The organism is Hydrogenophaga aquatica, from assembly GCF_054780915.1.
The window spans coordinates 1-23,094 of sequence record NZ_BAAGVK010000027.1; the positions used below are offsets into that span (position 1 = coordinate 1).

A 23,094-nucleotide genomic window follows, 5' to 3' on the forward strand; every position below is an offset into this window, starting at 1 on the left:
CTGTCGTTCAAGTTCAAGGGCGCGGCCAAGGGTGAGAAGGTGGTGGTCAAGTGGACCGACAACAAGGGTGACACCCGCACCGACGAGGCCGCCATTTCCTGAGCGGAAACGGCCCCGGCAAGGCCAGCCCATGCTGGCCTTTTTTGTCCCGACCACCACAAACCGAAGGAATATTCATGAGCTTCAGCCGTCGTGAGTTCATGCAGGTGCTGGCCATGGCCAGCGCCGCCGGCATGGCCATCAGCCACAAGGACGTCCTTGCCGCCACCCCTGGCGCGGGCGAGCGCCTGTACGACCTGCCCAAGTTCGGCAACGTCAGCTTCATGCATTTCACCGACTGCCACGCGCAGTTGATGCCCATCTACTTCCGCGAGCCCAGTGTCAACCTCGGCGTTGGCGAAGCTGTGGGGCGCCCGCCGCACATCGTGGGCGAGCAGTTGCTGAAGCACTATGGCATCAAGCCCAACACGGCCCAGGCCCACGCATTCAGCTACCTCAACTTCGACAAGGCCGCGCGCACGTTCGGCAAGGTGGGGGGCTTCGCGCACCTGGCCACGCTGGTCAAGCAGATCCAGGCCAACCGCCCGCACGCGCTGCTGCTCGACGGCGGCGACACCTGGCAGGGCTCCGCCACCTCGCTGTGGACCAACGGCCAGGACATGGTCGACGCCTGCAAGCTGCTGGGCGTGGACATCATGACCCCGCACTGGGAATTCACCTTCGGTGCCGACCGCGTCAAGGAAATCGTCGAGAAGGACTTCAAGGGTCACATCGACTTCGTGGCACAGAACGTCACCACGGCAGATTTCGGCGACCAGGTGTTTGCTCCTTACACCATGAAGGAGCAAAACGGCGTCAAGATCGCCGTGATCGGCCAAGCCTTCCCCTACACCCCCATCGCCAACCCGCGCCACTTCGTGCCCGACTGGAGCTTCGGCATCCAGGACGAAAACATGCAGAAGCAGGTGGACGAAGTGCGTGCCAAAGGGGCGCAGGTTGTGGTGGTGCTGTCGCACAACGGCATGGACGTGGACATCAAGATGGCCTCGCGCGTGCGTGGCATCGACGCCATCCTGGGCGGCCACACGCATGACGGCATGCCCGCGCCGGTGATCGTCAAGAACGCTGGCGGCCAGACGCTGGTGACCAACGCCGGTTCCAACGGCAAGTTCCTGGCCGTGCTCGACTTCGACGTTCGCGGCGGCAAGATCCAGGACTTCCGCTACAAGCTGATGCCTGTGTTCGCCAACCTGCTGCCCGCTGACAAGGCCATGCAGGCCCTCATCGACAAGGTGCGTGCGCCCTACAAGGACAAGCTGGAAGAGAAACTGGCCGTGTCCGAAGGCGCGCTGTACCGCCGCGGCAACTTCAACGGCTCGTGGGACCAGCTCATCCTCGACGCGCTGATGGACGTCAAGGGCGCTGACATGGCCTTCTCGCCGGGCGTGCGCTGGGGTACCAGCCTGCTGCCGGGCGACACCATCACCTACGAGCGCATGATGGACCAGATGGCCATGACCTATCCCGCCACCACGCTCAACGAGTTCACGGGCGAGCAGATCAAGGGCATCCTGGAAGACGTGGCCGACAACATCTTCAACCCCGATCCCTACTTCCAGCAGGGTGGCGACATGGTCCGCGTGGGCGGCATGAGCTACAGCTGCACCCCCAACGCCCCCATGGGCCAGCGCATCAACAACATGACGCTCAAGGGCAAGCCCATCGAGGCGGACAAGAAGTACAAGGTGGCGGGCTGGGCTTCGGTCCAGGAAGGTGTGCAGGGCACGCCGATCTGGGACGTGGTGTCTGGCTACCTGCGTGACAAGAAGGTCGTCAAGCAGCTCAAGATCAATGCCCCGAAAGTCATCGGCATGGAAGGCAACCCTGGCTTGGCCGCCTGACGGCGGCTCTGCCACCAATCAAAAGGCCCGCTTTGCGCGGGCCTTTTTTCATTGCATGGGGCTTGTCAGAAGGTGCCCGGCAGCAGGATGCTGCTGTCCACCTGGTTGATGTTGGTGTGGCCAGTGAAGGCCATGGTCAGGTCCAGCTCCTTGTGGATGATCTCCAGTGTCTTGGAGACACCTTCCTCGCCCATGGCGCCCAGCCCGTACAGGAAGGCCCGGCCAATGTACGTGCCGCGCGCGCCCAGGGCACGGGCCTTGAGCACGTCCTGGCCGGAGCGGATGCCGCCGTCCATGTGCACCTCGATCTTGTTGCCCACTTCGGCCACGATCTGGGGCAAGGCGCGGATACTGCTTTCCGCGCCGTCCAGCTGGCGCCCGCCGTGGTTGCTCACGATCAGTGCGTCAGCGCCCGAATCCACGGCCAAGCGCGCGTCCTGCACGTCCTGGATGCCCTTGAGGATGAGCTTGCCGCCCCAGCGCTTCTTGATCCACTCCACATCGCCCCAGTTCAGGCGCGGGTCGAACTGCTGCGCCGTCCAGGCCGACAGGCTGCCCATGTTCTCCACGCCCTTGACGTGCCCCACGATGTTGCCGAACTGGCGGCGCGGCGTGCCCAGCATGCCCAAGGCCCAGCGCGGCTTGGTGGCAATGTTGATCATGTTGGCCACCGTCAGCTTCGGTGGGGCCGACAGACCGTTCTTCAGGTCCTTGTGGCGCTGGCCCAGGATCTGCAGATCCAGCGTCAGCACCAGCGCGGCGCAATTGGCTGCCTTGGCGCGGTCGATCAGCCGCTCGATGAAGTCGCGGTCGCGCATCACGTACAGCTGGAACCAGAAACCTTCGCCCGCGTGTTTGGCCACATCCTCGATGGAGCAGATGCTCATCGTGGACAGCGTGAAGGGGATGCCGAATTTCTTGGCGGCGCGCGCGGCCAGGATTTCACCGTCGGCATGCTGCATGCCGGTCAGCCCGGTGGGGGCGATGGCCACTGGCATGGCCACGTCCTGGCCCACCATCGTCGTGCGTGTGGTGCGGCCTTCCATGTTCACCGCCACGCGCTGGCGCAGCTTGATGGCCTGGAAGTCGGCCTCGTTCGCGCGGTAGGTGCTCTCGGTCCACGAGCCGCTGTCGGCGTAGTCGTAGAACATGCGGGGCACGCGACGCTTGGCCAGCACGCGCAGGTCTTCGATGTTGGTGATCACAGGCATGCACAGTCTCCGGTTTGTGGTGGTGTGCCGGCATGGTAGCGCCGTGGCGTGCGGGCTGTCGTGAAAGCAGGCGACAGCGGTTTGAAAAAAATTGCCCCGGGCCGTTGGGCACCGGGGCAACCGTGTTCAACGTGTGCGGTTTTCAGCTGCAACTGACGCTGCCGCACCCGCTCATCGTGGCGGGGCGGACCAGCGAAGGATCTTCGAGGGTTTCGCTGCGGCTGTCGAACTTCACGGACTGCATGTGCTGTGCCAGACCGGCATCCATGCTCTGGGCGTGCATGGGGAACCACTCCGCCAGCGCCGCAGCCATGCGCGAGATGATCTCGGTATCGCCTTGCAGGTAGTGGGTTTCCACGGCACGCATGGTGTCGAGGATGCTGTTGTGCTGCGATGTATGGCAGTTGTCCGCCGAGAACCCGGTGGCCACCATCCAGCGGTCTTCCTGGGCGAAGTGTTCTACCGTGTGTTGCACCAGTTCACGGTACAGCGGCAGCTGTTCGCTGTCGGGCAGGGCGCGCAGGCGTGCCAGCATGTCGACGAACTCCTCGTGGGTTTCGTCCATGCGGGTGTCGCCCGTGTGGAGTTCGTTGCCCCAGTGCAGGTCGGGGATGACGGGGAATTCGTTGGCGGTGTCAGACATGGCGCAGAGGATAGCCAGCTCCCGCGGCGGACACCTTGACCTGCGTCAAGGCGCCGGACGCGGAGCAACGGCTTCAGCTTTCGAAAGGCAGGGTCATGTTGCGCAGGTCGCGGCGGGTTTCCACCAGCACCAGCGGGCCTTCGTCGATCACGGCCACGGGCTTGGGCTCGCGCGGCACGTGCACCGGCTTGGGCTCGGCGGCAATGGCTGCCTGCGCCTGTGCCACCTTGTCAGCATCGGACTGGATCCATTGCAGGCCAGCCTGTTCGGCGATGTTGGCCAGCTGGTCCACCTTCAGTTCGAACGCTTGGACGGCAGGCATGCCAGACGGCTCGGCCGGTGCCACGGGGGCGGCCACAGCCACCGGGGCGGCTTCAGCCACGGTGGTTTCCACCGGTTCGGCCACCGGGGCGGCGGGCACAGGTGCCGCCACAGCTGTTTCCGAAGGCATGGTGAAGTAGGAGCGCACCGGCTCGCCAGCAGCTTCCACAGCGGTTTCCACGGTGTTGTCCCCCGTGCTCTCGGCGGCGGCCACTTCGCTGGGCTGGCGGCGGTCGCGGCCGTAGCGGTCGCGGCTGCGGCGTTCACGCGGCGCACGGCCTTCGGTGGCGGTTTCGGCCGTCACCGGGGCTTCCGTGGTTGCCTGCGCAACATCTGCAGCCACGTTGCCTTCAACGGCGCTGGTGTTTTCCTCGGCAGGGGCGTTGCGGCGGCCTTCGCCACGGCCACCACGGCGGCGGCCTTCGCCACGCTCACCGCGCTCGCCACGGTCACGGCGCTGTTCGCCAGCGCTGGCCTGGCCTTCTGCCGTGGTGGTGGCGGATTCGCCGTTCACGGCCGCCTGGGCGGCAACCTCGGCGCGGCCGCCTTCACGGCGCTCGCCTCGCTGCTGCTGTTCCGGACGCTGGCCGCGCTCGCCGTTCTGGCGGTCCTGGCGTTCGCCACGTTCGCGGCGGCCGCCTTCACGGCCCTCGCGGTTTTCACCTTCGGGGCGTTCGGCACGCGGCTGGCGCTCACCACGGCGGCCCTCGGCGTTGCGGTTGTCGCCAGCCTGGCCTTCGGCACGCTGGCTCTGGCCACGCTCATTGCGGCCACGGCCGCGTCCGCCGCGGTTGCCGTCGCCCTTGCCTTCGGCACGGCCCTCGCGGGCAGCCGGGGCGGGTGCGGGGGCAGGTGCCGGTTGAGCTGCAGGCGCGGCGCCGAACAGGCGCTTGAGCCATGCGAAGAAGCCGGATTCGGCCGGCGCGGGCGCCGGTGCGGCTTTCGGTGCCGCCACGGGGGCTGCAGCCTCAGGCTTGGGCGGTGCCACGGGTGCGGGGCCGTCGAACACCACGCCCTTAATCACGGGTTCCTGCTTGTTGGTGCGTTCCTGGCTGCGGCGCGTGAAGCTGGCCACGTCGTCCACCTCGTCGGCCAGCTTGTAGCTGGCGTCCAGGTTGTCCAGGCGCGGGTCGTCGTGCTTGATGCGCTCCAGCTTGTAGTGCGGCGTGTCCAGCGACTTGTTGGGCACCAGCAGCACGTTGATGCGCTGCTTGAGTTCGATCTTGGTGATCTCGGTGCGCTTTTCGTTCAGCAGGAAGCTGGCCACTTCCACGGGCACTTGCACCAGCACGGCGGCGGTGCTGTCTTTCAGGGATTCTTCCTGGATGATGCGCAGGATCTGCAGTGCCGAGGACTCGGTGTCGCGGATGTGGCCGGAGCCGCCGCAGCGCGGGCAGGGAATGGACGCGCCTTCGGCCAGCGTCGGGCGCAGGCGCTGGCGGCTCATTTCCAGCAGGCCGAACTTGCTGATGGAGCCGAACTGCACGCGGGCGCGGTCCTGGCGCAGGGCGTCGCGCAGGCGGTTTTCCACTTCGCGGCGGTTCTTGCTCTCCTCCATGTCGATGAAGTCGATCACGATCAGGCCACCCAGGTCGCGCAGACGGGCCTGGCGCGCCACTTCGTCGGCGGCTTCCAGGTTGGTGCGGGTGGCGGTTTCCTCGATGTCGCCGCCCTTGATGGCGCGGGCCGAGTTCACGTCCACGGCCACCAGCGCTTCGGTCTGGTCGATCACGATGGCGCCCCCGCTGGGCAGCTGCACGGTGCGGCTGTAGGCGGTTTCGATCTGGTGCTCGATCTGGAAGCGGCTGAACAGCGGCGAGTCGTCGCGGTAGCGTTTGACGCGGTGCCCGTGCTCGGGCATCACGTGGCTCATGAACTGGTGCGCCTGCTCGTAGATGTCATCGGTGTCGATGAGGATCTCGCCGATGTCGCTGTTGAAGTAGTCGCGGATGGCGCGGATGACAAGGCTGGATTCCTGGTAGATCAGGAAGGCGCCCTTGCCGGACTTGGCGGCGCCGTCGATGGCGCTCCACAGCTTGAGCAGGTAGTTCAGGTCCCACTGAAGTTCCGGCGCGTCACGGCCGATGCCCGCGGTGCGGGCGATGATGCTCATGCCGTTGGGGTATTCGAGCTGGTCCAGCGCGGCCTTCAGCTCGGCGCGGTCCTCGCCCTCAATACGGCGGCTCACGCCACCGCCGCGCGGGTTGTTGGGCATCAGCACCACGTAGCGGCCAGCCAGGCTGACGAAGGTGGTGAGCGCAGCGCCCTTGTTGCCGCGTTCTTCCTTCTCCACCTGGACCAGCAGTTCCTGGCCTTCCTTGATCACGTCCTGGATGCGAGCCTGCGACGGCGACACATTGCCCTGGAAGTACTGGCGCGAGATTTCCTTGAAGGGCAGGAAGCCGTGGCGTTCCTCACCGTAGTCCACGAAGCAGGCCTCCAGCGAAGGCTCCACGCGGGTGACCACGGCCTTGTAGATGTTGCCCTTGCGCTGTTCGCGCCCTTCAATTTCGATTTCGTAGTCGAGCAGTTTCTGCCCGTCCACGATCGCCAGGCGGCGCTCTTCGGCCTGCGTGGCGTTGATCAGCATGCGCTTCATGTTGCGTTCCTCGTTTCACAAACAACGGCCCCCATGGGGGGCTCAAGCCGTGAACCAGCGCTGATTACGCGAACGAGGAGGAATTGCCGGAGAGCCACTGGTCTGCCGAGCGGCGGCGCAAGATGCCGCTCACGCTCAGCCCAGCCAGGGCATAGGCGCGTGGAAGTGGGTGATCAAAGGGGGCAAGACGGTGTTGAACACTGCGGTTTGCCTGTTTGTCTCTGTGGTCACTTGTGTCCTCGTCCAGCCTGGGGCACCTTGGGCCGCGGGCTGGACGCTTGGGGTATTCCGTATCGGGTTCGCTGATCTACAACGTCGGTTCGCCACTGGCTGCGTGCCTGCGCAGGGGCCGTCTCGGGCGCCATCGGGCACTGCCTGCCAGGGGCTGGCAACTTCATCCGCCCCGCGCTGGACTTGTGCGTGCCTTAAACTCCAAGGCAAATCAAACACTTAAACGCGCGGTCGGATGTGCGGATTATAGTACCCGGCGCTCAAATCCCGAGCGTTCCCGCCCCGGGTATCTTCCCAAGGGCAAGGGCCCTGACCGCCATCCGCTGCCCGCCCCTCAGTTTTCATGGCTTCCACCCCCTCAGTCCGCCATCTCACGGTCGACAACGAATCCGCCGGACAGCGCCTGGACAACTATTTGCTGCGCGAGCTCAAAGGCGTGCCCAAGACACACGTGTACCGGATCATCCGCTCCGGCGAGGTGCGGTTGAACAAGGGACGGGCGCAGGCCGATTCGCGCGTTCAGCCGGGCGATCTGATCCGGGTGCCGCCCATCAGGCTGAGCGAACGCGCTGAAGCGAAAACCACTCAGGTGGTGCCGTCACGGGAATTCCCGGTGCTGTTCGAGGATGCCGTGATGCTGGCCATTGACAAGCCCGCCGGTGTGGCGGTGCATGGCGGCAGCGGGGTTTCTTTCGGTGTGATCGAGCAATTGCGCCAGTCGCGCCCGCAGGCGCCGCTGCTGGAATTGGTTCACCGGCTGGACCGTGAAACCAGCGGTGTATTGCTGGTGGCCAAGAAAAGGAGCGCGCTCAAGGCATTGCAGGACCAATTCCGCGAACGTGAAACCGGGAAAACCTATCTGGCCCTGGTCAAGGGAGTGTGGCCCGCACGCAAGAAGGTGATTGACCAGCCCCTGCACAAATACCTGCTGCCCGATGGCGAGAGGCGGGTCAAGGTCACCACGCCCGACGATCCCGATGGCATGCGTTCGATCACCCTGGTGAAGGTATTGGGCCAGGTTTCATTGCCCGCTGATTCGGATGGCGAAACGGATCAGGTGTTTTCATTGCTGGCGGTCACCATCAAGACCGGTCGCACACACCAGATACGTGTGCACCTGGCCAGCGCGGGGCATCCCATACTCGGCGACGACAAATACGGCGATTTCGAACTCAACAAACTGTTGCAGCGCCGCGGACTCAAGCGCATGTTCCTGCATGCCTGGCAATTGACGCTGCAACATCCTGTCAGCCAGGAACCGATGCAATTGAAAGCCGGTTTGCCACCTGAATTGCTGGGCTGGTGCAACGTGTCGGCGTATTTCTGATTAGAATCCGATTCGGGTCTGTCTCAGATGGCAGTCCGTTTCATAACCAGAAAGGACGTTCGAATGGCAACTTATTCCGAATTGGTCAGCCAGGCACAGGCCCTGATGGCTCAGGCCGAACAGGTTCGCAAGCAGGAGTTGGCGAATGTGATTTCCGACATCAAGGCCAAGATGAAGGAATACGGCATCACCGTTGAAGACCTGGGTGGCACCGGTGCGCGCAAATCCGGCGGTACCAAGACCAAATCGGCTGCGAAATTCCGTGGCCCGAACGGTGAATTGTGGTCGGGTGGCCCGGGCCGCAAGCCGGAATGGGTGAAAGCGGTGCTGGCTTCTGGCAAGAGCATTGAGGACTACCGCATCTGAACTCGCCCGCAACAGGGTGAATCAAAAGGGCGCACAATGCGCCCTTTGCTTTTTTGGTTTCCACGATGTCTGCCATGCGCCCCCGCCAATTCGACCTGATCGCCTTCGACTGGGACGGCACCCTGTTTGATTCCACCGCCATCATCGTCCGCTGCATACAGGCGGCGGTGCGCGACGTGGGCGGGCAGGTGCCGAGCGACGAGGCTGCGTCCTACGTGATCGGCATGGGGCTGATGCAGGCGCTGGCACATGCCGCGCCCGATGTGCCGCCCGAGCGGTACCCGCTGCTGGGCGAGCGTTACCGCCACCATTATTTCGCCAGCCAGCACGACATTTCGCTGTTCCAGGGGGTGCTGCCCTTGTTGCACGACCTGAAGGCGCGCAACCATTGGCTGACCGTGGCCACCGGCAAGAGCCGGCGTGGCCTGGACGAGGCATTGCGCCACGTCGATCTGCACGGTTTGTTCGATGGCTCCCGCACGGCGGACGAGACCGCAGGCAAGCCCAGTCCCTTGATGCTCAATGAACTGATGCGCGAATTCGGGGTGGACCCGGAACGCACGTTGATGATCGGTGACACCACGCACGACCTGCAGATGGCAGTGAACGCCGGTTGCGCCAGCGTGGGGGTGAGCTACGGCGCCCACGACCCCGACGGGTTTGCGGAGTACCAACCGCGCTTCGTGGCCCATTCGGTGGCTGAATTGCACGACTGGCTGCGCGGCAACGCCTGAAAAAGGGCGGTCAGCCGGTGGCGCGGCCCCAGTAGTGGTAGCCCAGGGTGTGGGGCCGCATCAGGTAGCGCTGTTCCAGTTCCGGCAGGGCAAAACCCGCGTCGCGCAACAGTTGGGGCACGTCGCGCGTCAGATGGCAGCCGCCAGTGCAGGGGCTCCACCAGGGTTCCAGGCGGCGCTGCCAGCGTTGCACGGCGGGTTCCGGCGACAATCCGTGCTCGCAGAACAGCAGCTGCCCTTGTGGCGCCAGCACGCGGCGCATTTCGCGCAGCGCGGTCAGCGGCTCGGGAATGGAGCACAGCGTCCAGGTCATCACCACGGTGTCGAAGCTGTGGTCGGGCAGGGGAATGCGCTCGGCAGACAGGCCCAGCAGTTCCACAGGCAACCCGGCGCGTTCGGCCCGCTGGCGCGCCAGGCGGTGCAGGCTTTCGGCCGGGTCCAGAACGGTGAGGCTTTGCACCTGCTGGCGGTCGTAGTGGCGCAGGTTCAGCCCCGTGCCCACGCCCACTTCCAGCACCCGCCCATGTGCACGCGGCACCAGGGCCCTGCGCTGGCGCGTGGCCAGTGGCAGGCCGCATCCCCAGTCGATGAGGTAGGGCAGGACGTGACGCTCGTACCAGGTGCTCATGCGGGTATTGTGGTGCACGCTGGGTGGGCGTGACGTGCACAATCGCACCAGTCATACAGAAACGGAAACAGACATGTCGGTACAGTGGTTCCCAGGTCACATGCATGCGACCAAGAAGGCCATTCTTGAACGCATCAAAGGCATTGACGTCATCATCGAGATGCTCGACGCCCGCCTGCCCGGGTCTAGTGCGAACCCCATGCTGGCCGCCATCACCGAAGGCAAGGCGACGCTGAAGGTGCTCAACAAGCAGGACTTGGCAGACCCGGTACGCACCGAGGCCTGGCTGGCGCACTACAACGCACAGCCGGGCACGCGGGCCATTGGGCTGGACGCGGGCATGACGGCGCCCGCGCGCGCCATCATCGCCGCCTGCCGTGAACTGGCGCCGAACCGTGGCGGCATGGTCAAGCCTTTGCGGGTGCTCATCGGCGGCATTCCCAACGTGGGCAAGTCCACGCTCATCAACACGCTGGTGGGCAAGCGCGCTGCCAAGACGGGTGACGAAGCAGGCGTGACCAAGCAGGAACAGCGCATCGTGCTGGCTGACGACTTCTACCTTTACGACACGCCGGGCATGCTGTGGCCCAAGATCATCGTGCCGCAAAGCGGCTACCACCTGGCAGCCAGCGGCGCTGTCGGGCGCAACGCGTATGACGAGGAAGAGGTGGCGCTGGAGCTGCTGAAAGTTCTGCAGAAGCCCTATGGAGCCTTGCTGGAGGCGCGCTACAAGTGGGGGCTGTCGCCCGAGCAGGTGGCAGGCATGAAGGACGACGAGCTGCTGGCCGCCATCGGGCGCAAACGCGGCGCCCTGTTGCCTGGCGGGCGGCTCAACGCGCAGAAGGCGGCAGAGATTCTGCTGACCGACTTCCGCAGCGGCACGCTGGGGCGAATCACGCTGGAGACGCCGGACGAGTATGCCGTGTGGCTCAAGGCGGCGCTGAAGGTGGAGGCCGAGCTGGCTGCCGAGCGCAAGGCCCGTCAGGCAGAGCGCCGGGGCGGTGCCCGCCACTGAGCGCCTGTGCACAACTTGCCGCAGGGTTGGGTTGTCCCGGTTTTCCCGGGACAACCTTGTGAATAAGTTCTGGGCATGTCGGTATGGGCGTGACAAGTGCTTGATTTGCCTTGGAGGCGATTGCCCTGCCGAAAAAATGGGCATCCTTTGCGGGGCTTGAAATACTGTTTTTTGATACAGTTGGAACAAAGGGCCCGCCATGACCGATACCACCCCGCTCACCTCGCGCCAGCGCGACATCCTCTCCTTCATCGAAAAGGCTGTGCGTGAGCATGGCGCACCGCCCACGCGCGTGGAGATCGCCCAGGCCTTTGGCTTCAAGTCGCCCAACGCGGCGGAAGAACACTTGCGCGCCCTGGCACGCAAAGGGGCGATCGAACTGGTGGGGGGTACGTCGCGTGGCATCCGCCTGCGCGGTGGCGCCCTGCGCCAGGTGGAGCTACCCATGCCCGGTCTGGCACAGTTGACGCTGCCGCTGATCGGCCGGGTGGCAGCGGGTTCGCCCATCCTGGCGCAGGCGCATGTGGAGGCGTCCTACCCGGTGGACCCAAGGCTGTTCGAGCGCCGCCCCGACTACCTGCTGCGGGTGCGCGGCCTGTCCATGCGCGACGCAGGCATCCTGGAAGGCGATCTGCTGGCCGTTCACGCCACCCGCGAGGCGCGCGACGGCCAGACGGTGGTGGCGCGCCTGGGGGACGACGTGACGGTCAAGCGCCTGCGCCGCACGCCCCGGGGCGTTGTTCTGGAAGCAGCCAATCCCGCCTTTGCCGACATTGAGGTTGGCCCCGGCGATGCGCTGGAAATCGAGGGCGTGGTGGTGGGGCTGGTTCGGCCCACGCTGGGCGGCGTCTGAACTTTTGATCCGGTTCAGCGGAAGTCCCGGCTGCGCGTGGGCAGGTCGCCCAGCAGCGGGGTCAGGTCGGCCAGATGGCCCGCCACCAGATGGCAGACTTCGCCTTCGCGCTGCCACTGCCCATGCACCGCCAGCAGGCGCGACTCCACCAGCACACGCCCCAGGCGTTCGCGCAGCCGGGGCCAGACGATCACCTGCACGGTGCCGGTCTCGTCTTCCAGTGTGACAAAGACCACGCCCTTGGCGGTGCCAGGCCGTTGCCGCGCGGTGACCAGGCCGCAGGCGCGCACCAGCCGCCCGTGCGGCAGGGCCTGCAAGGCCTGCGCGGTTTGCAGGCGCTGGCGTTCCAGGCGTGGGCGCAGCAGGGCCAGCGGGTGGCTGCGCAGGGTCAGGCCCAGGCTGGTGTAGTCGAAGAGCACGTCCTCGCCTTCGGGCGGGGGCGGCAGGGGGCAGGCCTCCTCATGCACCGGGGCCTCGCGCAACAGGGGCGGGGCGGGCGTGTTCAACGCACTGGCTTGCCAGACCTGCTGGCGGCGGTGCCCACCCAGGCTGCGCAGGGCGTCGGCTTCGGCCAGCAGGCGAAGCTCCTGGGGGGTAAGGCTGGCCAGCCGCGCCAGTTCGTCCACGCTGGCCGGGACATGGCTTGAGCGGGCTTGCGCGATCCGCCCGGCACAGCCTTTTGACATGCCTTTGACCAGGTGCAAGCCAAGCCGTACCTGGGGTTGGGGGCTGTGTGCCGTGCCTGCCTCCAGCCCGCTGTGCCAGCCGCTGTGCAGCACGTCCACCGGGTGCACGGTCACGCCATGGCGGCGGGCGTCCTGCACCAGTTGGGCCGGGGCGTAGAACCCCATGGGCTGGGCGTTGAGCAGCGCCACCAGAAAGCAGGCGGGTTCGTGGCGCTTGAGCCAGGCACTGGCATACACCAGCAGCGCAAAACTGGCGGCGTGGCTTTCGGGGAAGCCGTATTCCCCAAAACCTTCAATCTGGCGGAAGATCGCCTCGGCGAAGTCTTGCGGGTAGCCCTTGGCCAGCATGCCGCCAATCAGCCGGTCGTGGAAGCGGTCCACCCCCCCCTTGCGCCGCCAGGCGGCCATGGAGCGCCGCAGGGCGTCGGCCTCGCCTGGGGTGAAGTCGGCGGCGATCATGGCGATCTGCATCACCTGCTCCTGGAAGATGGGCACGCCCAGTGTGCGCTTCAGGGCCGGGCGCAAGGCTTCGTTGGGCAATTCCAGCGGCAAGCCCTGGCGCTGGCGTTCGCGGGCTTTCAGGTAAGGGTGGACCATGCCGCCCTGGATAGGCCCGGGGCGCACGATGGCCACCTCCACCACCAGGTCGTAGTAGTTGCGGGGGCGCAGGCGCGGCAGCATGCTCATCTGGGCGCGGCTTTCGATCTGGAACACCCCTACCGTGTCGGCGGCGCAGATCATGTCGTAGGTGGCCGGGTCTTCCGGGGGAATGTCGGCCAGTGTCAGGGTTCGCCCGTGCCGTTGGCCCACCATCTGCAGCGTCTGCTGCAAGGCGCTGAGCATGCCGAGCGCCAGCACGTCCACCTTGAGCAGGCCCAGGGCGTCGATGTCGTCCTTGTCCCATTCGATGGTGGTGCGCCCGGCCATCGCGGCGGGCACCACGGGCACGGTGGAGGTGAGCCGGTCGCCAGTGAGCACGAAACCGCCGGTGTGCTGCGACAAGTGGCGCGGAAAACCCTTGAGCGTATCCACCAGGGCCTGGATCTGTGCCCAGCGCGGGTGTTCGGCGGTGAGCGTGGCCGGGTCGAGCCCGAAGGCGCGCGCCACGTCGCGCAGCGCGCTGCGCTCCCGGTAGGTGATGACGGTGGCCGTGAGCGCGGCACGGTCACGGCCGTACTTGAGGTAGAGGTACTGGATGATCTCCTCGCGCCGGTGGTGCTCGAAGTCCACGTCGATGTCGGGCGGTTCGTTGCGCTCGCGGCTGATGAAGCGCTCGAACAGCAGGTTGCCGCGCTCCGGGTCCACCTCGGTGATGCCCAGGCAGTAGCACACCACCGAGTTGGCCGCCGAGCCCCGCCCCTGGCACAAGATGCCGCGCTGGCGGGCGACTTTGACCACGTCGTGTACCGTGAGAAAGTATTTTTCGTAACCCAGCTCGCCGATCAGGGCCAGTTCTTTTTCGATCAGCGCAGTGATTTCACCGGGCAGCCCTTGCGGGTAGCGATCGCGTGCCCCGGCCAGGGTGAGCTGGCGCAGGTGGCTGGCCGGGGTTTCGCCTTTGGGGACCACCTCTTCGGGGTATTCGTAGCGCAGCTCGTCCAGGTTGAAGGTGCACTGTTGGGCAATGTGCAGGCTTTCGGCCAGCCAGCCGGGCGGGTGGATCTGGGCCAGGCGCTGGCGGTGGCGCAGGTGCCGCTCGGCGTTGGGCTGCAAGGTCAGGCCGCAGGCCTGCAGGGGCAGGCCCAGGCGCACGGCGGTGAGCACATCCTGCAGAGGCTTGCGGGCACGCTGGTGCATGTGCACGTTGCCGCAGGTCACCACTTTCAGGTGCTGCCGTTGGGCCGCCTGCGCCAGTTGCCGGGCCCAGTGGGCATCGTCCAGCTGCCCGTGCAGTTCGGCGGCCAGCCACCCGCGTTGCGGGAAGCGGTGGTGCAGCCATTGCCCCAGGGCGTCAAGGTCGTGGGTCAGGGTGGCCTCGGGCAGCGTTGGGCAGGCGTCGCGCCAGGGGGCCAGCAAGGCCAGCAGGTCGTGCATGGGCAGTGGGGGCCAGTTGTCTTGCCAATCCAGGTGCACCGGCAGGCGCTCCAGCCCTGGCCCCTGCTCGCGTGCATGTGGCGCATCGCGGCGTCGGGCGTGGGTGATGAATTCGCAGAGCTGGGCATGCCCGCTGCGGTTCTTGGCCAGCAGCACCAGGGTGAAACCTTGCAACCCCAGGGCCGGCGCTTGCACGCGAAATTCCGCACCGATGATGAGGTGCAGTTTCAGTTCGCGGGCCCGCACGTGGGCGCGCACCACGCCCGCGATGGAGCAGGCGTCGGTCAGTGCCAGGGCACTGTAGCCCAGCGCATGGGCGCGTTCCACCAGTTCCTCGGGGTGGGAGGCGCCACGCTGGAAGCTGAAGTTGCTCAGGGCATGCAATTCAGCGTAGCCGGGCGGGGTGGCAGCTTCAGCCATAGAAGCCTTGCAGGAACCAGGCGGGCGATCCGCTGGTGCCGTGCTCCCGGAAAACCCACAGCAGACCGCCCTGCGGGCTTTGCGCGACGAAGTGATCGCGCACGGCGGGCTGGGCATCCCACCAGTGGCCTTCCAGCCGCAGGGGGCCAGCCAGCAGGGTCAGCGCAGCGCCCGCATGGCAAGGGTGGCCGTTGTGTGTGGGCAGCGCTTGGGGCGGGTCCACCAGCCAGTGGGGTTGCCAGGCGGCATGCGCCTCGTCTGGCCGCCGCGTTCGGGGTGCGCTGGCGGGTGGTTCAGCCTGTGCGGCCGCGCTCCGCCAAATCTGCATGTGTCCAGGCCGGTGGTCGGCCAGGGGCTCGCCCTGCAGCAGGTGTTCTGCGCCCAGCCGGGCGGTGAGTCTTTCGAGCAGCTGGGGCCAGCGTTCACCGCTGTGTTCGGCTGGGTCGGGCAGCAGGCTGTTGCTGCGGGTGGGCAGCGCTGCGGTCTCGGTGGCTTCCAGCCGCAGGGCCAGGGCAGGCGCTTGCAAGGTGGTGCGGGCCAGGTGTTCGCCCAGCAGCCTGCCCAGGTGGGTTGTGTCGCGCGTGGCCTCGGCGGTGCGCAGCCGCAACTGCCCTTCGGCCGCATCGCCTCGCCGCCAGCGGTCATGCTCCCAGCGCAGCAGCAATTCGGTCACACCTTGCTGGCGCATCTGCAGCCAGGCTTGCAAAGCCTGCAGCAGGCGGCGCGCGCCGAACAGCAGGCCAGGGGCGTGGTCGATGCGCCCCGGCAGCTCCAGCCGCAGGTCAAAGCGTTCGGGCACCTGCAGCCACGCATGGGTTTCCACCGCCTGGCCATAGGCCTGGTCCAGGCACAGCAGCACAGCGGCACCGAAGCGTCTGGCAATGCTGGCGCGCGGCAGTCGCCGCAAGTCGCCCAGGGTGCGGCAGCCAAGGCGGTGCAGGGTAGGGGCGTGTTCGCGCGTGGCGGCCAGGCTGTGCAAAGGGAGCCGGTCGAGCGTCTGGTTCAACCGTGGCGGCAGGCAACGCAGCAGAGGCAGAGGGCTGGTGCCGGGGAGGGCGCCGTGCCCTGTGTCTTGCCGGGCATGCAGCAGGGCCAGGGCAGCCTGTCCCGTGGGGGCGCAGGCCATGGCCGTCAACTGCCATGCCGCAGCTTCTTGGCGCAAGCGTTCCAGCAAGGCGTCTTCTCCGCCAAACAGGCGCAGGCTGGCTTCGGCTTCCAGCAACAGCAGGTCGTCGGCCATGCACACCCGTGGGGTGAAGCGCAGTGCCCACCAGCAGGCGGGCAGCAGTGCCTCAGGCGCAGGTACGCCAACCGGTGCCGGTTCGGGGGCGAAAGCGATCCACCACATGGGGCGTCGGGCGGTTGTGGCCGCCGATCGGGTACACGTTGGCTGCCATGTCTGCAGGCAGGGGCACGGCCGGCAGCAGGCGTTGCACGGGCAGGCTGGCGGGCAGCATGATGGGGCGTTCCAGTGGCGGACCCCGGCGTTTGAGCATGTCCAGCCTCAGGCCATCGGAGCCCAGGCTGCGTACCGCCAGGCGCAGCGGTGCCGGTGAGGCCGATGACGAAGCCTCCAGCGGGCGCCAGGCGAAGCACAAGGGTGTGCCCGTGGCTTGGGCGGCCAGGTGCAGCCTGCGCAACTGCTCGGGTTGCGCCTGTGGCAACCACACCAGCAGGGCACCAAGGTCGGGGCAGCGCAGCGCCTGTTCGGCAGACCACAGTGCCAGGGCAGGCGTGCGGGCTTCAGCCAGCCACAGACGGTGGGCGGGCAGGCCTTGTGCGGCCAGCGCACTCAGGTGGGGGCGGTGCGGTGGCGCCACCAGCAGCACCGGGCGCCCAGCAGCCACTGCACGCAGGGTGGGCAGCAGCAGGCGCCATTCGGGCAGGCAGGCTCCGCTGTGCAGCAGTTCGACCAGCGCCCCCTGCGGCCAGCCGCCACCCGGCAGCGCGGCGTCCAGCGCAGGGTGTCCGCTGGACGTGACCGTGCCTGTGGTGTTTTCCAACTGGTCGCCACGCCAGACACCCGGCCAGACAGGGTCGGCCAGGCGGGCGGATGTATGACGGCTGGACATGGCAAATCTTAAATACTGTATTTATTTACAGTATAAACAGAAAGCCGGGGCGTGATTGTTCCGTCTACCAAGCAACAGGCGCCGCGGGTGAATACACTGCGAGCTTGCGCAACCCTTGTTCCGGTTCTGTTGGGATGGATACTTTTTTTCTGGCGATGCTCGTGGCCCTGGGGGCTTTCACCCTCAAGGTGCGTGACGAAAAGCGCCGCATGGCCCTGCTGGGCAGCCACCTGGGGCACTTCCAGATCGAGAAGCTCATGGCCCACCTGGCGCAGGGCTACATGCGTGCTCTCGACGAAAAAGACCCTGCCCGCCGCGAGCAGATCTGGCAGCTGCTGGAAAGCACAGAGACCTCTTTGAGCGACCAGTTCGGCCGCTTTGCGCAGGGCTTTGCCCGTGTCGCGCCAGAGCAGGCCAGGGTGTGCAAGCTGGCGGTGCCCTACATCGACCGCTGGCTGCCACGCTCCACCATCGACCTGCGCGAAATGCTGGCCCTGCACGCCCGGGGCATTGCCGGGGTGGTGGCCAATCGCGATGGGCTCGCGCCCAAGGCCAAGGCCTACATGCTGTCGGCCGAGCTGTACCTGATGCAGCACACCTGCCACTGGTTCTGCAAATCACGCACGGTGGCGTCGGCGCGTTTGCTCGGGCGGCACAAGACCTCGTATCAGCAGGTGCTGGAGTCCGTCTCGCCGCAGACGCGGCAGGCCTACGAAGCCCTGGTTGCCGGGCGTTGAGCCCGGTGACTGGTGCGCGGGACGGGACTCGAACCCGTACGCCTTGCGGCGGCGGATTTTAAGTCCGCTACGTCTACCTGTTCCGTCACCCGCGCGGGCCAGGGCTGGCATTGTACCGACCCATGCTGGGCGGCAGGAACTACAATCACACCCTGTCAAGAAGGGCAGGACCGCGCCTGCGGCGCACACCCGAAAGCAACACCATGAGCCACTTCAACCCGCCTTTTGAGATCCACGTCCACGGTGACGTCCGTTTGCGCGACGATGTGGACTACGCCCAGATCCAGGAGGCCCTCAAGCCCCTGTGGCAGTACACCGGTGCCCGCTCCCTGGTGGACGCTGCCCCCAGTGCCTACGAGGACGAGCCTGGCATCCGCTTCGACCCCAAGGAACACCTGCTGCAACTGTGCTGGACGGTCGAGGGTGACGAAGACTTCCGCCTGGCGGTTGACGAAGCCTGTATGAGCCTGAACGACATTGCCGCAGCCGGTGCTCCCATCGAGGTCTCCTTCTACGACCTGGAGTTCGATGAGGAAGATGCATCGCCCGACGCCGAGGCCCGTGACGATTTCGTCATGTGCTTCGTCGGGCCCACGCCTGCAGCCATCATGCAGGTGCAGCGCGACATGCTGGTGCAGGACGTGGTGCACTTGATGGAGCGCCATTTCGACGCTTCCGAGCTGGGCGAGGTGGTGGTGGCCATCGACCGCCTGTTCACCAACCGCTTCGATGCCCTGGTCAGCTCCATGCAGCTGGGCAAGCCCCCCCGTGGCTCCGGCCCTGCGGGCGGCCATGGCGGTCCGCGCAAGCCTCGCCACCTGCACTGATCCCCGATCGGGGAAACAAAAAGCCCCTGGCATCCACCAGGGGCTTTTTGCTGAGGCGTCCCCCGCGAGGAGGGGCGCTTCTCAACTGGCTCAGTTCGCCGTCACGGCAATGCCCTTGAACTCGCCGCTGGCAATGCGTTTGCCCCATTCCGCAGGGCCGCTCTCGTGCACGTTGTTGCCGGTGGAATCCACGGCCACGGTCACGGGCATGTCCCGCACGTCGAACTCATAGATGGCCTCCATGCCCAGGTCCTCGAAGCCCACCACCTTGGCGGCCTGGATGGCCTTGGCCACCAGGTAGGCGGAACCGCCCACGGCCATCAGGTAGGCGCTCTGGTTGTCCTTGATGGCCTCGATCGCCACCGGCCCGCGCTCGGACTTGCCGATCATCGAGATCAGCCCGGTCTTTTCCAGCATCATGCGGGTGAACTTGTCCATGCGAGTGGCGGTGGTCGGGCCGGCCGGGCCCACCACTTCGTCACGCACCGGGTCCACCGGGCCCACGTAGTAGATCACGCGGTTGGTGAAGTCCACCGGCAGCTTCTCACCCTTGGCCAGCATGTCGGCAATGCGCTTGTGAGCGGCATCGCGCCCGGTCAGCATCTTGCCGTTGAGCAGCAGCTTCTGCCCGACTTTCCAGCTGGCAACCTCTTCCTTGGTCAGCGTGTCCAGGTTCACGCGGGTGGCGCTCTTGGTGTCGGCGGTCCAGGTCACGGCAGGCCAGTCTTCCAGCTTGGGCGGCTCCAGCTTGGCCGGGCCCGTGCCATCCAGGTGGAAGTGCACGTGGCGGGTGGCCGCGCAGTTCGGGATCATGGCCACAGGCAGCGATGCCGCGTGGGTCGGGTAGTCCATGATCTTCACGTCCACCACGGTCGTCAGGCCGCCCAGGCCTTGTGCGCCAATGCCCAGGGCGTTCACCTTTTCGTACAGCTCCAGGCGCAGTTCCTCCACGCGGGTCAGCGTGGCGCCAGACTTCTTCTTGTCGATCAGCTCGTGGATGTCCACCGGCGCCATCAGCGATTCCTTGGCCAGCAGCAGCGCCTTCTCGGGCGTGCCGCCAATGCCGATGCCCAGGATGCCGGGCGGGCACCAGCCAGCACCCATGGTGGGCACGGTCTTCAGCACCCAGTCCACGATGGAGTCCGACGGGTTGAGTGCGTAGAACTTCGACTTGTTTTCCGAGCCGCCGCCCTTGGCCGCGCAGATCACCTCCACGTGGTCGCCCGGCACGATTTCGTAGTGCACCACCGCAGGCGTGTTGTCTTTGGTGTTCTTGCGGGCACCGGCCGGGTCGGCCAGCACCGAAGCGCGCAGCGGGTTCTCGGGGTTCAGGTAGGCGCGGCGCACGCCCTCGTTGATCATGTCCTGCACGCTCATGGTGGCGTCGGCCCAGGTCACGTTCATGCCCACTTTCAGGAACACCACGGCAATGCCCGTGTCCTGGCAGATCGGGCGGTGGCCCTCGGCCGCCATGCGGGAGTTGGTCAGGATCTGCGCGATCGCGTCCTTGGCGGCGGGGCTTTGCTCGCGCTCGTAGGCTTCACCCAGCGCCTTGATGTAGTCGAGCGGGTGATAGAAGCTGATGTACTGAAACGCGTCGGCGATGGACTGGATCAGGTCTTCTTGGCGGATGGCGGTCATGGTGGGAGTCTTTCTCTACGTGATGGGCCGGGAATCAGTGGTCATCGGCGCCGGCCTGGTGCAGGAGCTTGTCCGTGAAGGCGATGGCCATGGCGCTGAGCAGGAAGGTGATGTGGATGAGGGTCTGCCACATCAGCACCTTGTCGGTGTAGTTGGCGGCGTTGATGAAGGTCTTGAGCAGGTGGATCGAGCTGATGCCGATGATGGCCGTGGCCAGCTTCACCTTCAGCACCGACGCGTTGACGTGGCTGAGCCACTCGGGCTGGTCGGGGTGGCCTTCGAGGTTCATGCGGCTCACAAAGGTTTCGTAGCCCCCGACGATCACCATGATCAGCAGGTTCGAGATCATCACCACGTCGATCAACGCCAGCACCACCAGCATGATGATGGTCTCGTTGAGCGAGGTGATCTGCACATCGGTGTTGTAGCCGATGCTGGTGACCAGCGCGGCCAGCGCCTGCTGGTTGCCGAAGGCAGCCTCGATCAGGTGGACCAGTTCAACCCAGAAATGGTAAACGTAGATGGCCTGTGCGGCGATGAGTCCGATGTACAGGGGCAACTGGAGCCAGCGGCTGGCAAAGATCAGTTTCGGCAGGGGGGCGATGGGGCGAATGGGGTTGGCCATGAAGTACGCAGGCATTGACTTAGCCCGGCAATTGTAGGATGTGTGCTTTACAGTGTCTGACGATTGGTGTAAGAGCCTCGTAAGAGCCCTTGCGCACATTTCACGTCGTTCAATTGTCCGTACCAGAGGAGACCCAACATGTCCGCACCGTCGTCCGCCATCCAGTCCACCTTGGTGGAAAACCGGGTGTTCGAGCCCAGCGAGGCCACCGTCAAGGCCGCCCGCATTGCAGGCATGGAGGCTTACCAGGCCCTGTGTGCCGAGGCCGAGCGTGATCTGGAAGGCTTCTGGGCCCAGCGTGCCCGCGAGGTGCTGACCTGGAACAAGCCCTTCACCCAGGTGCTGGACGAGTCCAACGCGCCTTTCTACAAGTGGTTCCAGGACGGCGAGCTCAACGCCTCCTACAACTGCCTGGACCGCCACATGGGTACCCCGGTCGAAAACAAGACCGCGATCATCTTTGAAGCCGACGACGGCGCCGTCACCAAGGTCACCTACAAGGAACTGCTGGGCAAGGTTTCCCAGTTCGCCAACGCGCTCAAGGGCATGGGTGTCAAGAAGGGTGACCGTGTGGTCATCTACATGCCCATGACCGTCGAAGGCGTGGTGGCCATGCAGGCCTGTGCGCGCATCGGCGCGACCCACAGCGTGGTGTTCGGCGGCTTCTCCGCCAAGGCACTGCAGGAGCGCATCCAGGACGCCGGCGCCGTGGCCGTGGTCACCGCCAACTACCAGATGCGCGGCGGCAAGGAGCTGCCCCTCAAGTCCATCGTGGACGAAGCCATCGCCATGGGCGGCTGCGAAACCATCAAGAACGTGGTGGTGTTCCAGCGCACCCAGACGGCCGTCAACATGGTCGCTGGCCGCGATACCTTCATGCACGACGTCATGGCTGCCCAGTCCACCGACTGCCCGGCCGAAATGGTGGGCGCCGAGCACCCGCTGTTCGTGCTCTACACGTCCGGCTCCACCGGCAAGCCCAAGGGCGTGCAGCACAGCACCGGCGGCTACCTGCTGTGGGCTGCGCTCACCATGCAGTGGACCTTCGACCTGAAGGACAGCGACGTTTTCTGGTGCACGGCCGACATCGGCTGGATCACCGGCCACAGCTACGTGGCCTACGGCCCGCTGGCCGCAGGCGCGACCCAGATCGTCTTCGAAGGCGTGCCAACCTACCCGAACGCCGGCCGCTTCTGGCAGATGATCGAGAAGCACAAGTGCACCATCTTCTACACCGCGCCCACCGCCATCCGTTCGCTGATCAAGGCGTCCGACACCGACGAGAAGGTGCACCCGAAGAACTGGGATCTGTCCAGCCTGCGCATCCTGGGTTCCGTCGGCGAGCCGATCAACCCCGAAGCCTGGATGTGGTACTACAAGCACGTGGGCGGCGAGCGCTGCCCTATCGTCGACACCTTCTGGCAGACCGAAACCGGCGGCCACATGATCACCCCGCTGCCGGGTGCCACGCCGCTGGTGCCTGGCTCCTGCACGCTGCCGCTGCCGGGCATCATGGCTTCCATCGTCGATGAAACCGGCAACGACATGCCCAACGGTTCTGGTGGCATCCTGGTGGTCAAGCGCCCGTGGCCGTCCATGATCCGCACCATCTGGGGCGATCCCGAGCGCTTCAAGAAGAGCTACTTCCCCGAGGAGCTCAAGGGCTACTACCTGGCGGGCGACGGAGCCGTGCGCAGCGCTGACCGGGGCTACTTCCGCATCACCGGCCGCATCGATGACGTGCTGAACGTCTCGGGTCACCGCATGGGTACGATGGAAATCGAATCCGCCCTGGTGGGCAAGACCGACCTGGTGGCCGAAGCCGCCGTGGTGGGCCGTCCCGACGACCTCACCGGCGAGGCCATCGTGGCCTTCGTGGTGCTCAAGCGCCCGGTGCCCACGGGCGACGAGGCCAAGGCCATTGCCAATGAACTGCGCAACTGGGTGGGCAAGGAAATCGGCCCCATCGCCAAGCCCAAGGAAATCCGCTTCGGCGAAAACCTGCCCAAGACCCGTTCCGGCAAGATCATGCGGCGCCTGCTGCGTTCGCTCGCCAAAGGCGAGGCTGTGACGCAGGACACCTCCACGCTGGAGAACCCGCACATCCTGGAGCAGCTGGCCAAGACCAACTGAGCCATGCCGTGCCATCCTGCCGCGCTTGCGGCAGGCATAAAAAAACCCCGCTTGAAAAAGCGGGGTTTTTTGTTCAGAACGCTGTCTGAA

General features: G+C 65.8%; 19 protein-coding genes and 1 tRNA gene. 10 read left to right on the top strand and 10 right to left on the bottom strand.

Translation table 11 applies throughout. The annotated features are described in order from the left end of the window. Together ACYVHH_RS17410 and soxB are read left to right on the top strand one after the other, a co-directional pair. Positions 1–102: a thiosulfate oxidation carrier complex protein SoxZ gene (locus ACYVHH_RS17410; RefSeq protein WP_460566723.1), complete on the top strand. Its 102-nt coding sequence runs from the start codon at positions 1–3 to the stop codon at positions 100–102. A 74-nt stretch (positions 103–176) separates the two neighbouring features. Next, positions 177–1,901, top strand: a complete 1,725-nt coding sequence (soxB, locus tag ACYVHH_RS17415; RefSeq protein WP_460566557.1) for a thiosulfohydrolase SoxB — start codon at positions 177–179, stop codon at positions 1,899–1,901. Between the two features lie 65 nt (positions 1,902–1,966). Here the strand turns inward: soxB and ACYVHH_RS17420 are convergent, their stop codons facing one another. From ACYVHH_RS17420 to ACYVHH_RS17430, 3 genes are all read right to left on the bottom strand, one after another. After that, positions 1,967–3,112 (bottom strand): alpha-hydroxy acid oxidase, encoded by a 1,146-nt coding sequence (locus ACYVHH_RS17420; RefSeq protein ID WP_460566559.1) that lies wholly within the window; start codon positions 3,110–3,112, stop codon positions 1,967–1,969. Between the two features lie 142 nt (positions 3,113–3,254). Continuing rightward, positions 3,255–3,755 carry a hemerythrin domain-containing protein gene (locus ACYVHH_RS17425; RefSeq protein ID WP_460566561.1) on the bottom strand — a complete coding sequence of 167 codons (501 nt, stop codon included), beginning with the start codon at positions 3,753–3,755 and terminating at the stop codon, positions 3,255–3,257. A gap of 73 nt (positions 3,756–3,828) precedes the next feature. Further along, positions 3,829–6,675, bottom strand: a complete 2,847-nt coding sequence (locus ACYVHH_RS17430; RefSeq protein WP_460566563.1) for an Rne/Rng family ribonuclease — start codon at positions 6,673–6,675, stop codon at positions 3,829–3,831. Between the two features lie 574 nt (positions 6,676–7,249). On the opposite strand from ACYVHH_RS17430, the gene ACYVHH_RS17435 reads away from it, so the two are divergent. From ACYVHH_RS17435 to ACYVHH_RS17445, 3 genes are all read left to right on the top strand, one after another. Then, positions 7,250–8,233: an RluA family pseudouridine synthase gene (locus ACYVHH_RS17435; protein WP_460566565.1), complete on the top strand. Its 984-nt coding sequence runs from the start codon at positions 7,250–7,252 to the stop codon at positions 8,231–8,233. Positions 8,234–8,296: 63 nt separating this feature from the next. After that, positions 8,297–8,599, top strand: a complete 303-nt coding sequence (locus ACYVHH_RS17440) for an H-NS histone family protein (protein ID WP_460566567.1) — start codon at positions 8,297–8,299, stop codon at positions 8,597–8,599. Positions 8,600–8,664: 65 nt separating this feature from the next. Then, positions 8,665–9,333 carry an HAD family hydrolase gene (locus ACYVHH_RS17445; RefSeq protein ID WP_460566569.1) on the top strand — a complete coding sequence of 223 codons (669 nt, stop codon included), beginning with the start codon at positions 8,665–8,667 and terminating at the stop codon, positions 9,331–9,333. Between the two features lie 10 nt (positions 9,334–9,343). Here ACYVHH_RS17445 and ACYVHH_RS17450 read toward each other — a convergent pair whose 3' ends face one another. Then, entirely contained in the window at positions 9,344–9,961 is a 618-nt protein-coding gene (locus ACYVHH_RS17450; RefSeq protein WP_460566571.1) for a class I SAM-dependent methyltransferase, read from the bottom strand. A gap of 73 nt (positions 9,962–10,034) precedes the next feature. Between ACYVHH_RS17450 and ylqF the strand changes: the two genes are divergently transcribed. After that, entirely contained in the window at positions 10,035–10,976 is a 942-nt protein-coding gene (ylqF, locus tag ACYVHH_RS17455) for a ribosome biogenesis GTPase YlqF (RefSeq protein ID WP_460566573.1), read from the top strand. Positions 10,977–11,175: 199 nt separating this feature from the next. After that, a complete protein-coding gene (gene lexA, locus ACYVHH_RS17460; protein WP_460566575.1) occupies positions 11,176–11,829 on the top strand; it encodes a transcriptional repressor LexA in 654 nt (217 codons plus the stop codon). A gap of 14 nt (positions 11,830–11,843) precedes the next feature. Here the strand turns inward: lexA and ACYVHH_RS17465 are convergent, their stop codons facing one another. From ACYVHH_RS17465 to imuA, 3 genes are read right to left on the bottom strand one after another with little or no spacing between them, the layout of a single operon-like run. After that, positions 11,844–14,969, bottom strand: coding sequence for an error-prone DNA polymerase (locus ACYVHH_RS17465; protein WP_460566577.1), 3,126 nt, complete (start codon positions 14,967–14,969; stop codon positions 11,844–11,846). Continuing rightward, positions 14,962–16,317 (bottom strand): Y-family DNA polymerase, encoded by a 1,356-nt coding sequence (locus ACYVHH_RS17470; RefSeq protein ID WP_460566579.1) that lies wholly within the window; start codon positions 16,315–16,317, stop codon positions 14,962–14,964. The genes ACYVHH_RS17465 and ACYVHH_RS17470 overlap by 8 nt, the downstream gene beginning before the upstream one ends. Continuing rightward, the gene (gene imuA, locus ACYVHH_RS17475; protein WP_460566581.1) at positions 16,262–17,041 is read right to left on the bottom strand and encodes a translesion DNA synthesis-associated protein ImuA; all 780 of its coding nucleotides are present in this window, start codon (positions 17,039–17,041) and stop codon (positions 16,262–16,264) included. The genes ACYVHH_RS17470 and imuA overlap by 56 nt, the downstream gene beginning before the upstream one ends. A 134-nt stretch (positions 17,042–17,175) precedes the next feature. Here imuA and ACYVHH_RS17480 point away from each other — a divergent pair, with 134 nt between their 5' ends. Then, positions 17,176–17,778 (top strand): hypothetical protein, encoded by a 603-nt coding sequence (locus ACYVHH_RS17480; protein ID WP_460566583.1) that lies wholly within the window; start codon positions 17,176–17,178, stop codon positions 17,776–17,778. A gap of 10 nt (positions 17,779–17,788) precedes the next feature. On the opposite strand, the gene ACYVHH_RS17485 is transcribed toward ACYVHH_RS17480, so the two are convergent. Next, a tRNA-Leu gene (locus tag ACYVHH_RS17485) sits at positions 17,789–17,873 on the bottom strand. A 108-nt stretch (positions 17,874–17,981) separates the two neighbouring features. Here ACYVHH_RS17485 and ACYVHH_RS17490 point away from each other — a divergent pair. Continuing rightward, entirely contained in the window at positions 17,982–18,605 is a 624-nt protein-coding gene (locus tag ACYVHH_RS17490) for a DUF6806 family protein (RefSeq protein ID WP_460566585.1), read from the top strand. Positions 18,606–18,695: 90 nt separating this feature from the next. On the opposite strand, the gene ACYVHH_RS17495 is transcribed toward ACYVHH_RS17490, so the two are convergent. Next, positions 18,696–20,246, bottom strand: coding sequence for a fumarate hydratase (locus ACYVHH_RS17495; RefSeq protein ID WP_460566587.1), 1,551 nt, complete (start codon positions 20,244–20,246; stop codon positions 18,696–18,698). A 34-nt stretch (positions 20,247–20,280) separates the two neighbouring features. After that, positions 20,281–20,871: a TIGR00645 family protein gene (locus ACYVHH_RS17500; RefSeq protein ID WP_460566589.1), complete on the bottom strand. Its 591-nt coding sequence runs from the start codon at positions 20,869–20,871 to the stop codon at positions 20,281–20,283. A gap of 138 nt (positions 20,872–21,009) precedes the next feature. On the opposite strand from ACYVHH_RS17500, the gene acs reads away from it, so the two are divergent. Beyond that, positions 21,010–23,004 carry an acetate--CoA ligase gene (gene acs / locus ACYVHH_RS17505; protein WP_460566591.1) on the top strand — a complete coding sequence of 665 codons (1,995 nt, stop codon included), beginning with the start codon at positions 21,010–21,012 and terminating at the stop codon, positions 23,002–23,004. The last annotated feature ends 90 nt before the right edge of the window (positions 23,005–23,094 follow it).

What these genes read in the sequence shown, in the direction of transcription:
- soxB (WP_460566557.1), top strand. Translation starts at nt 177, where the DNA reads ATGAGCTTCAGCCGTCGTGAGTTCATGCAGGTGCTGGCCATGGCCAGC.
- ACYVHH_RS17420 (WP_460566559.1), bottom strand. Translation starts at nt 3,112, where the DNA reads ATGCCTGTGATCACCAACATCGAAGACCTGCGCGTGCTGGCCAAGCGT.
- ACYVHH_RS17425 (WP_460566561.1), bottom strand. Translation starts at nt 3,755, where the DNA reads ATGTCTGACACCGCCAACGAATTCCCCGTCATCCCCGACCTGCACTGG.
- ACYVHH_RS17430 (WP_460566563.1), bottom strand. Translation starts at nt 6,675, where the DNA reads ATGAAGCGCATGCTGATCAACGCCACGCAGGCCGAAGAGCGCCGCCTG.
- ACYVHH_RS17435 (WP_460566565.1), top strand. Translation starts at nt 7,250, where the DNA reads ATGGCTTCCACCCCCTCAGTCCGCCATCTCACGGTCGACAACGAATCC.
- ACYVHH_RS17440 (WP_460566567.1), top strand. Translation starts at nt 8,297, where the DNA reads ATGGCAACTTATTCCGAATTGGTCAGCCAGGCACAGGCCCTGATGGCT.
- ACYVHH_RS17445 (WP_460566569.1), top strand. Translation starts at nt 8,665, where the DNA reads ATGTCTGCCATGCGCCCCCGCCAATTCGACCTGATCGCCTTCGACTGG.
- ACYVHH_RS17450 (WP_460566571.1), bottom strand. Translation starts at nt 9,961, where the DNA reads ATGAGCACCTGGTACGAGCGTCACGTCCTGCCCTACCTCATCGACTGG.
- ylqF (WP_460566573.1), top strand. Translation starts at nt 10,035, where the DNA reads ATGTCGGTACAGTGGTTCCCAGGTCACATGCATGCGACCAAGAAGGCC.
- lexA (WP_460566575.1), top strand. Translation starts at nt 11,176, where the DNA reads ATGACCGATACCACCCCGCTCACCTCGCGCCAGCGCGACATCCTCTCC.
- ACYVHH_RS17465 (WP_460566577.1), bottom strand. Translation starts at nt 14,969, where the DNA reads ATGGCTGAAGCTGCCACCCCGCCCGGCTACGCTGAATTGCATGCCCTG.
- ACYVHH_RS17470 (WP_460566579.1), bottom strand. Translation starts at nt 16,317, where the DNA reads ATGTGGTGGATCGCTTTCGCCCCCGAACCGGCACCGGTTGGCGTACCT.
- imuA (WP_460566581.1), bottom strand. Translation starts at nt 17,041, where the DNA reads ATGTCCAGCCGTCATACATCCGCCCGCCTGGCCGACCCTGTCTGGCCG.
- ACYVHH_RS17480 (WP_460566583.1), top strand. Translation starts at nt 17,176, where the DNA reads ATGGATACTTTTTTTCTGGCGATGCTCGTGGCCCTGGGGGCTTTCACC.
- ACYVHH_RS17490 (WP_460566585.1), top strand. Translation starts at nt 17,982, where the DNA reads ATGAGCCACTTCAACCCGCCTTTTGAGATCCACGTCCACGGTGACGTC.
- ACYVHH_RS17495 (WP_460566587.1), bottom strand. Translation starts at nt 20,246, where the DNA reads ATGACCGCCATCCGCCAAGAAGACCTGATCCAGTCCATCGCCGACGCG.
- ACYVHH_RS17500 (WP_460566589.1), bottom strand. Translation starts at nt 20,871, where the DNA reads ATGGCCAACCCCATTCGCCCCATCGCCCCCCTGCCGAAACTGATCTTT.
- acs (WP_460566591.1), top strand. Translation starts at nt 21,010, where the DNA reads ATGTCCGCACCGTCGTCCGCCATCCAGTCCACCTTGGTGGAAAACCGG.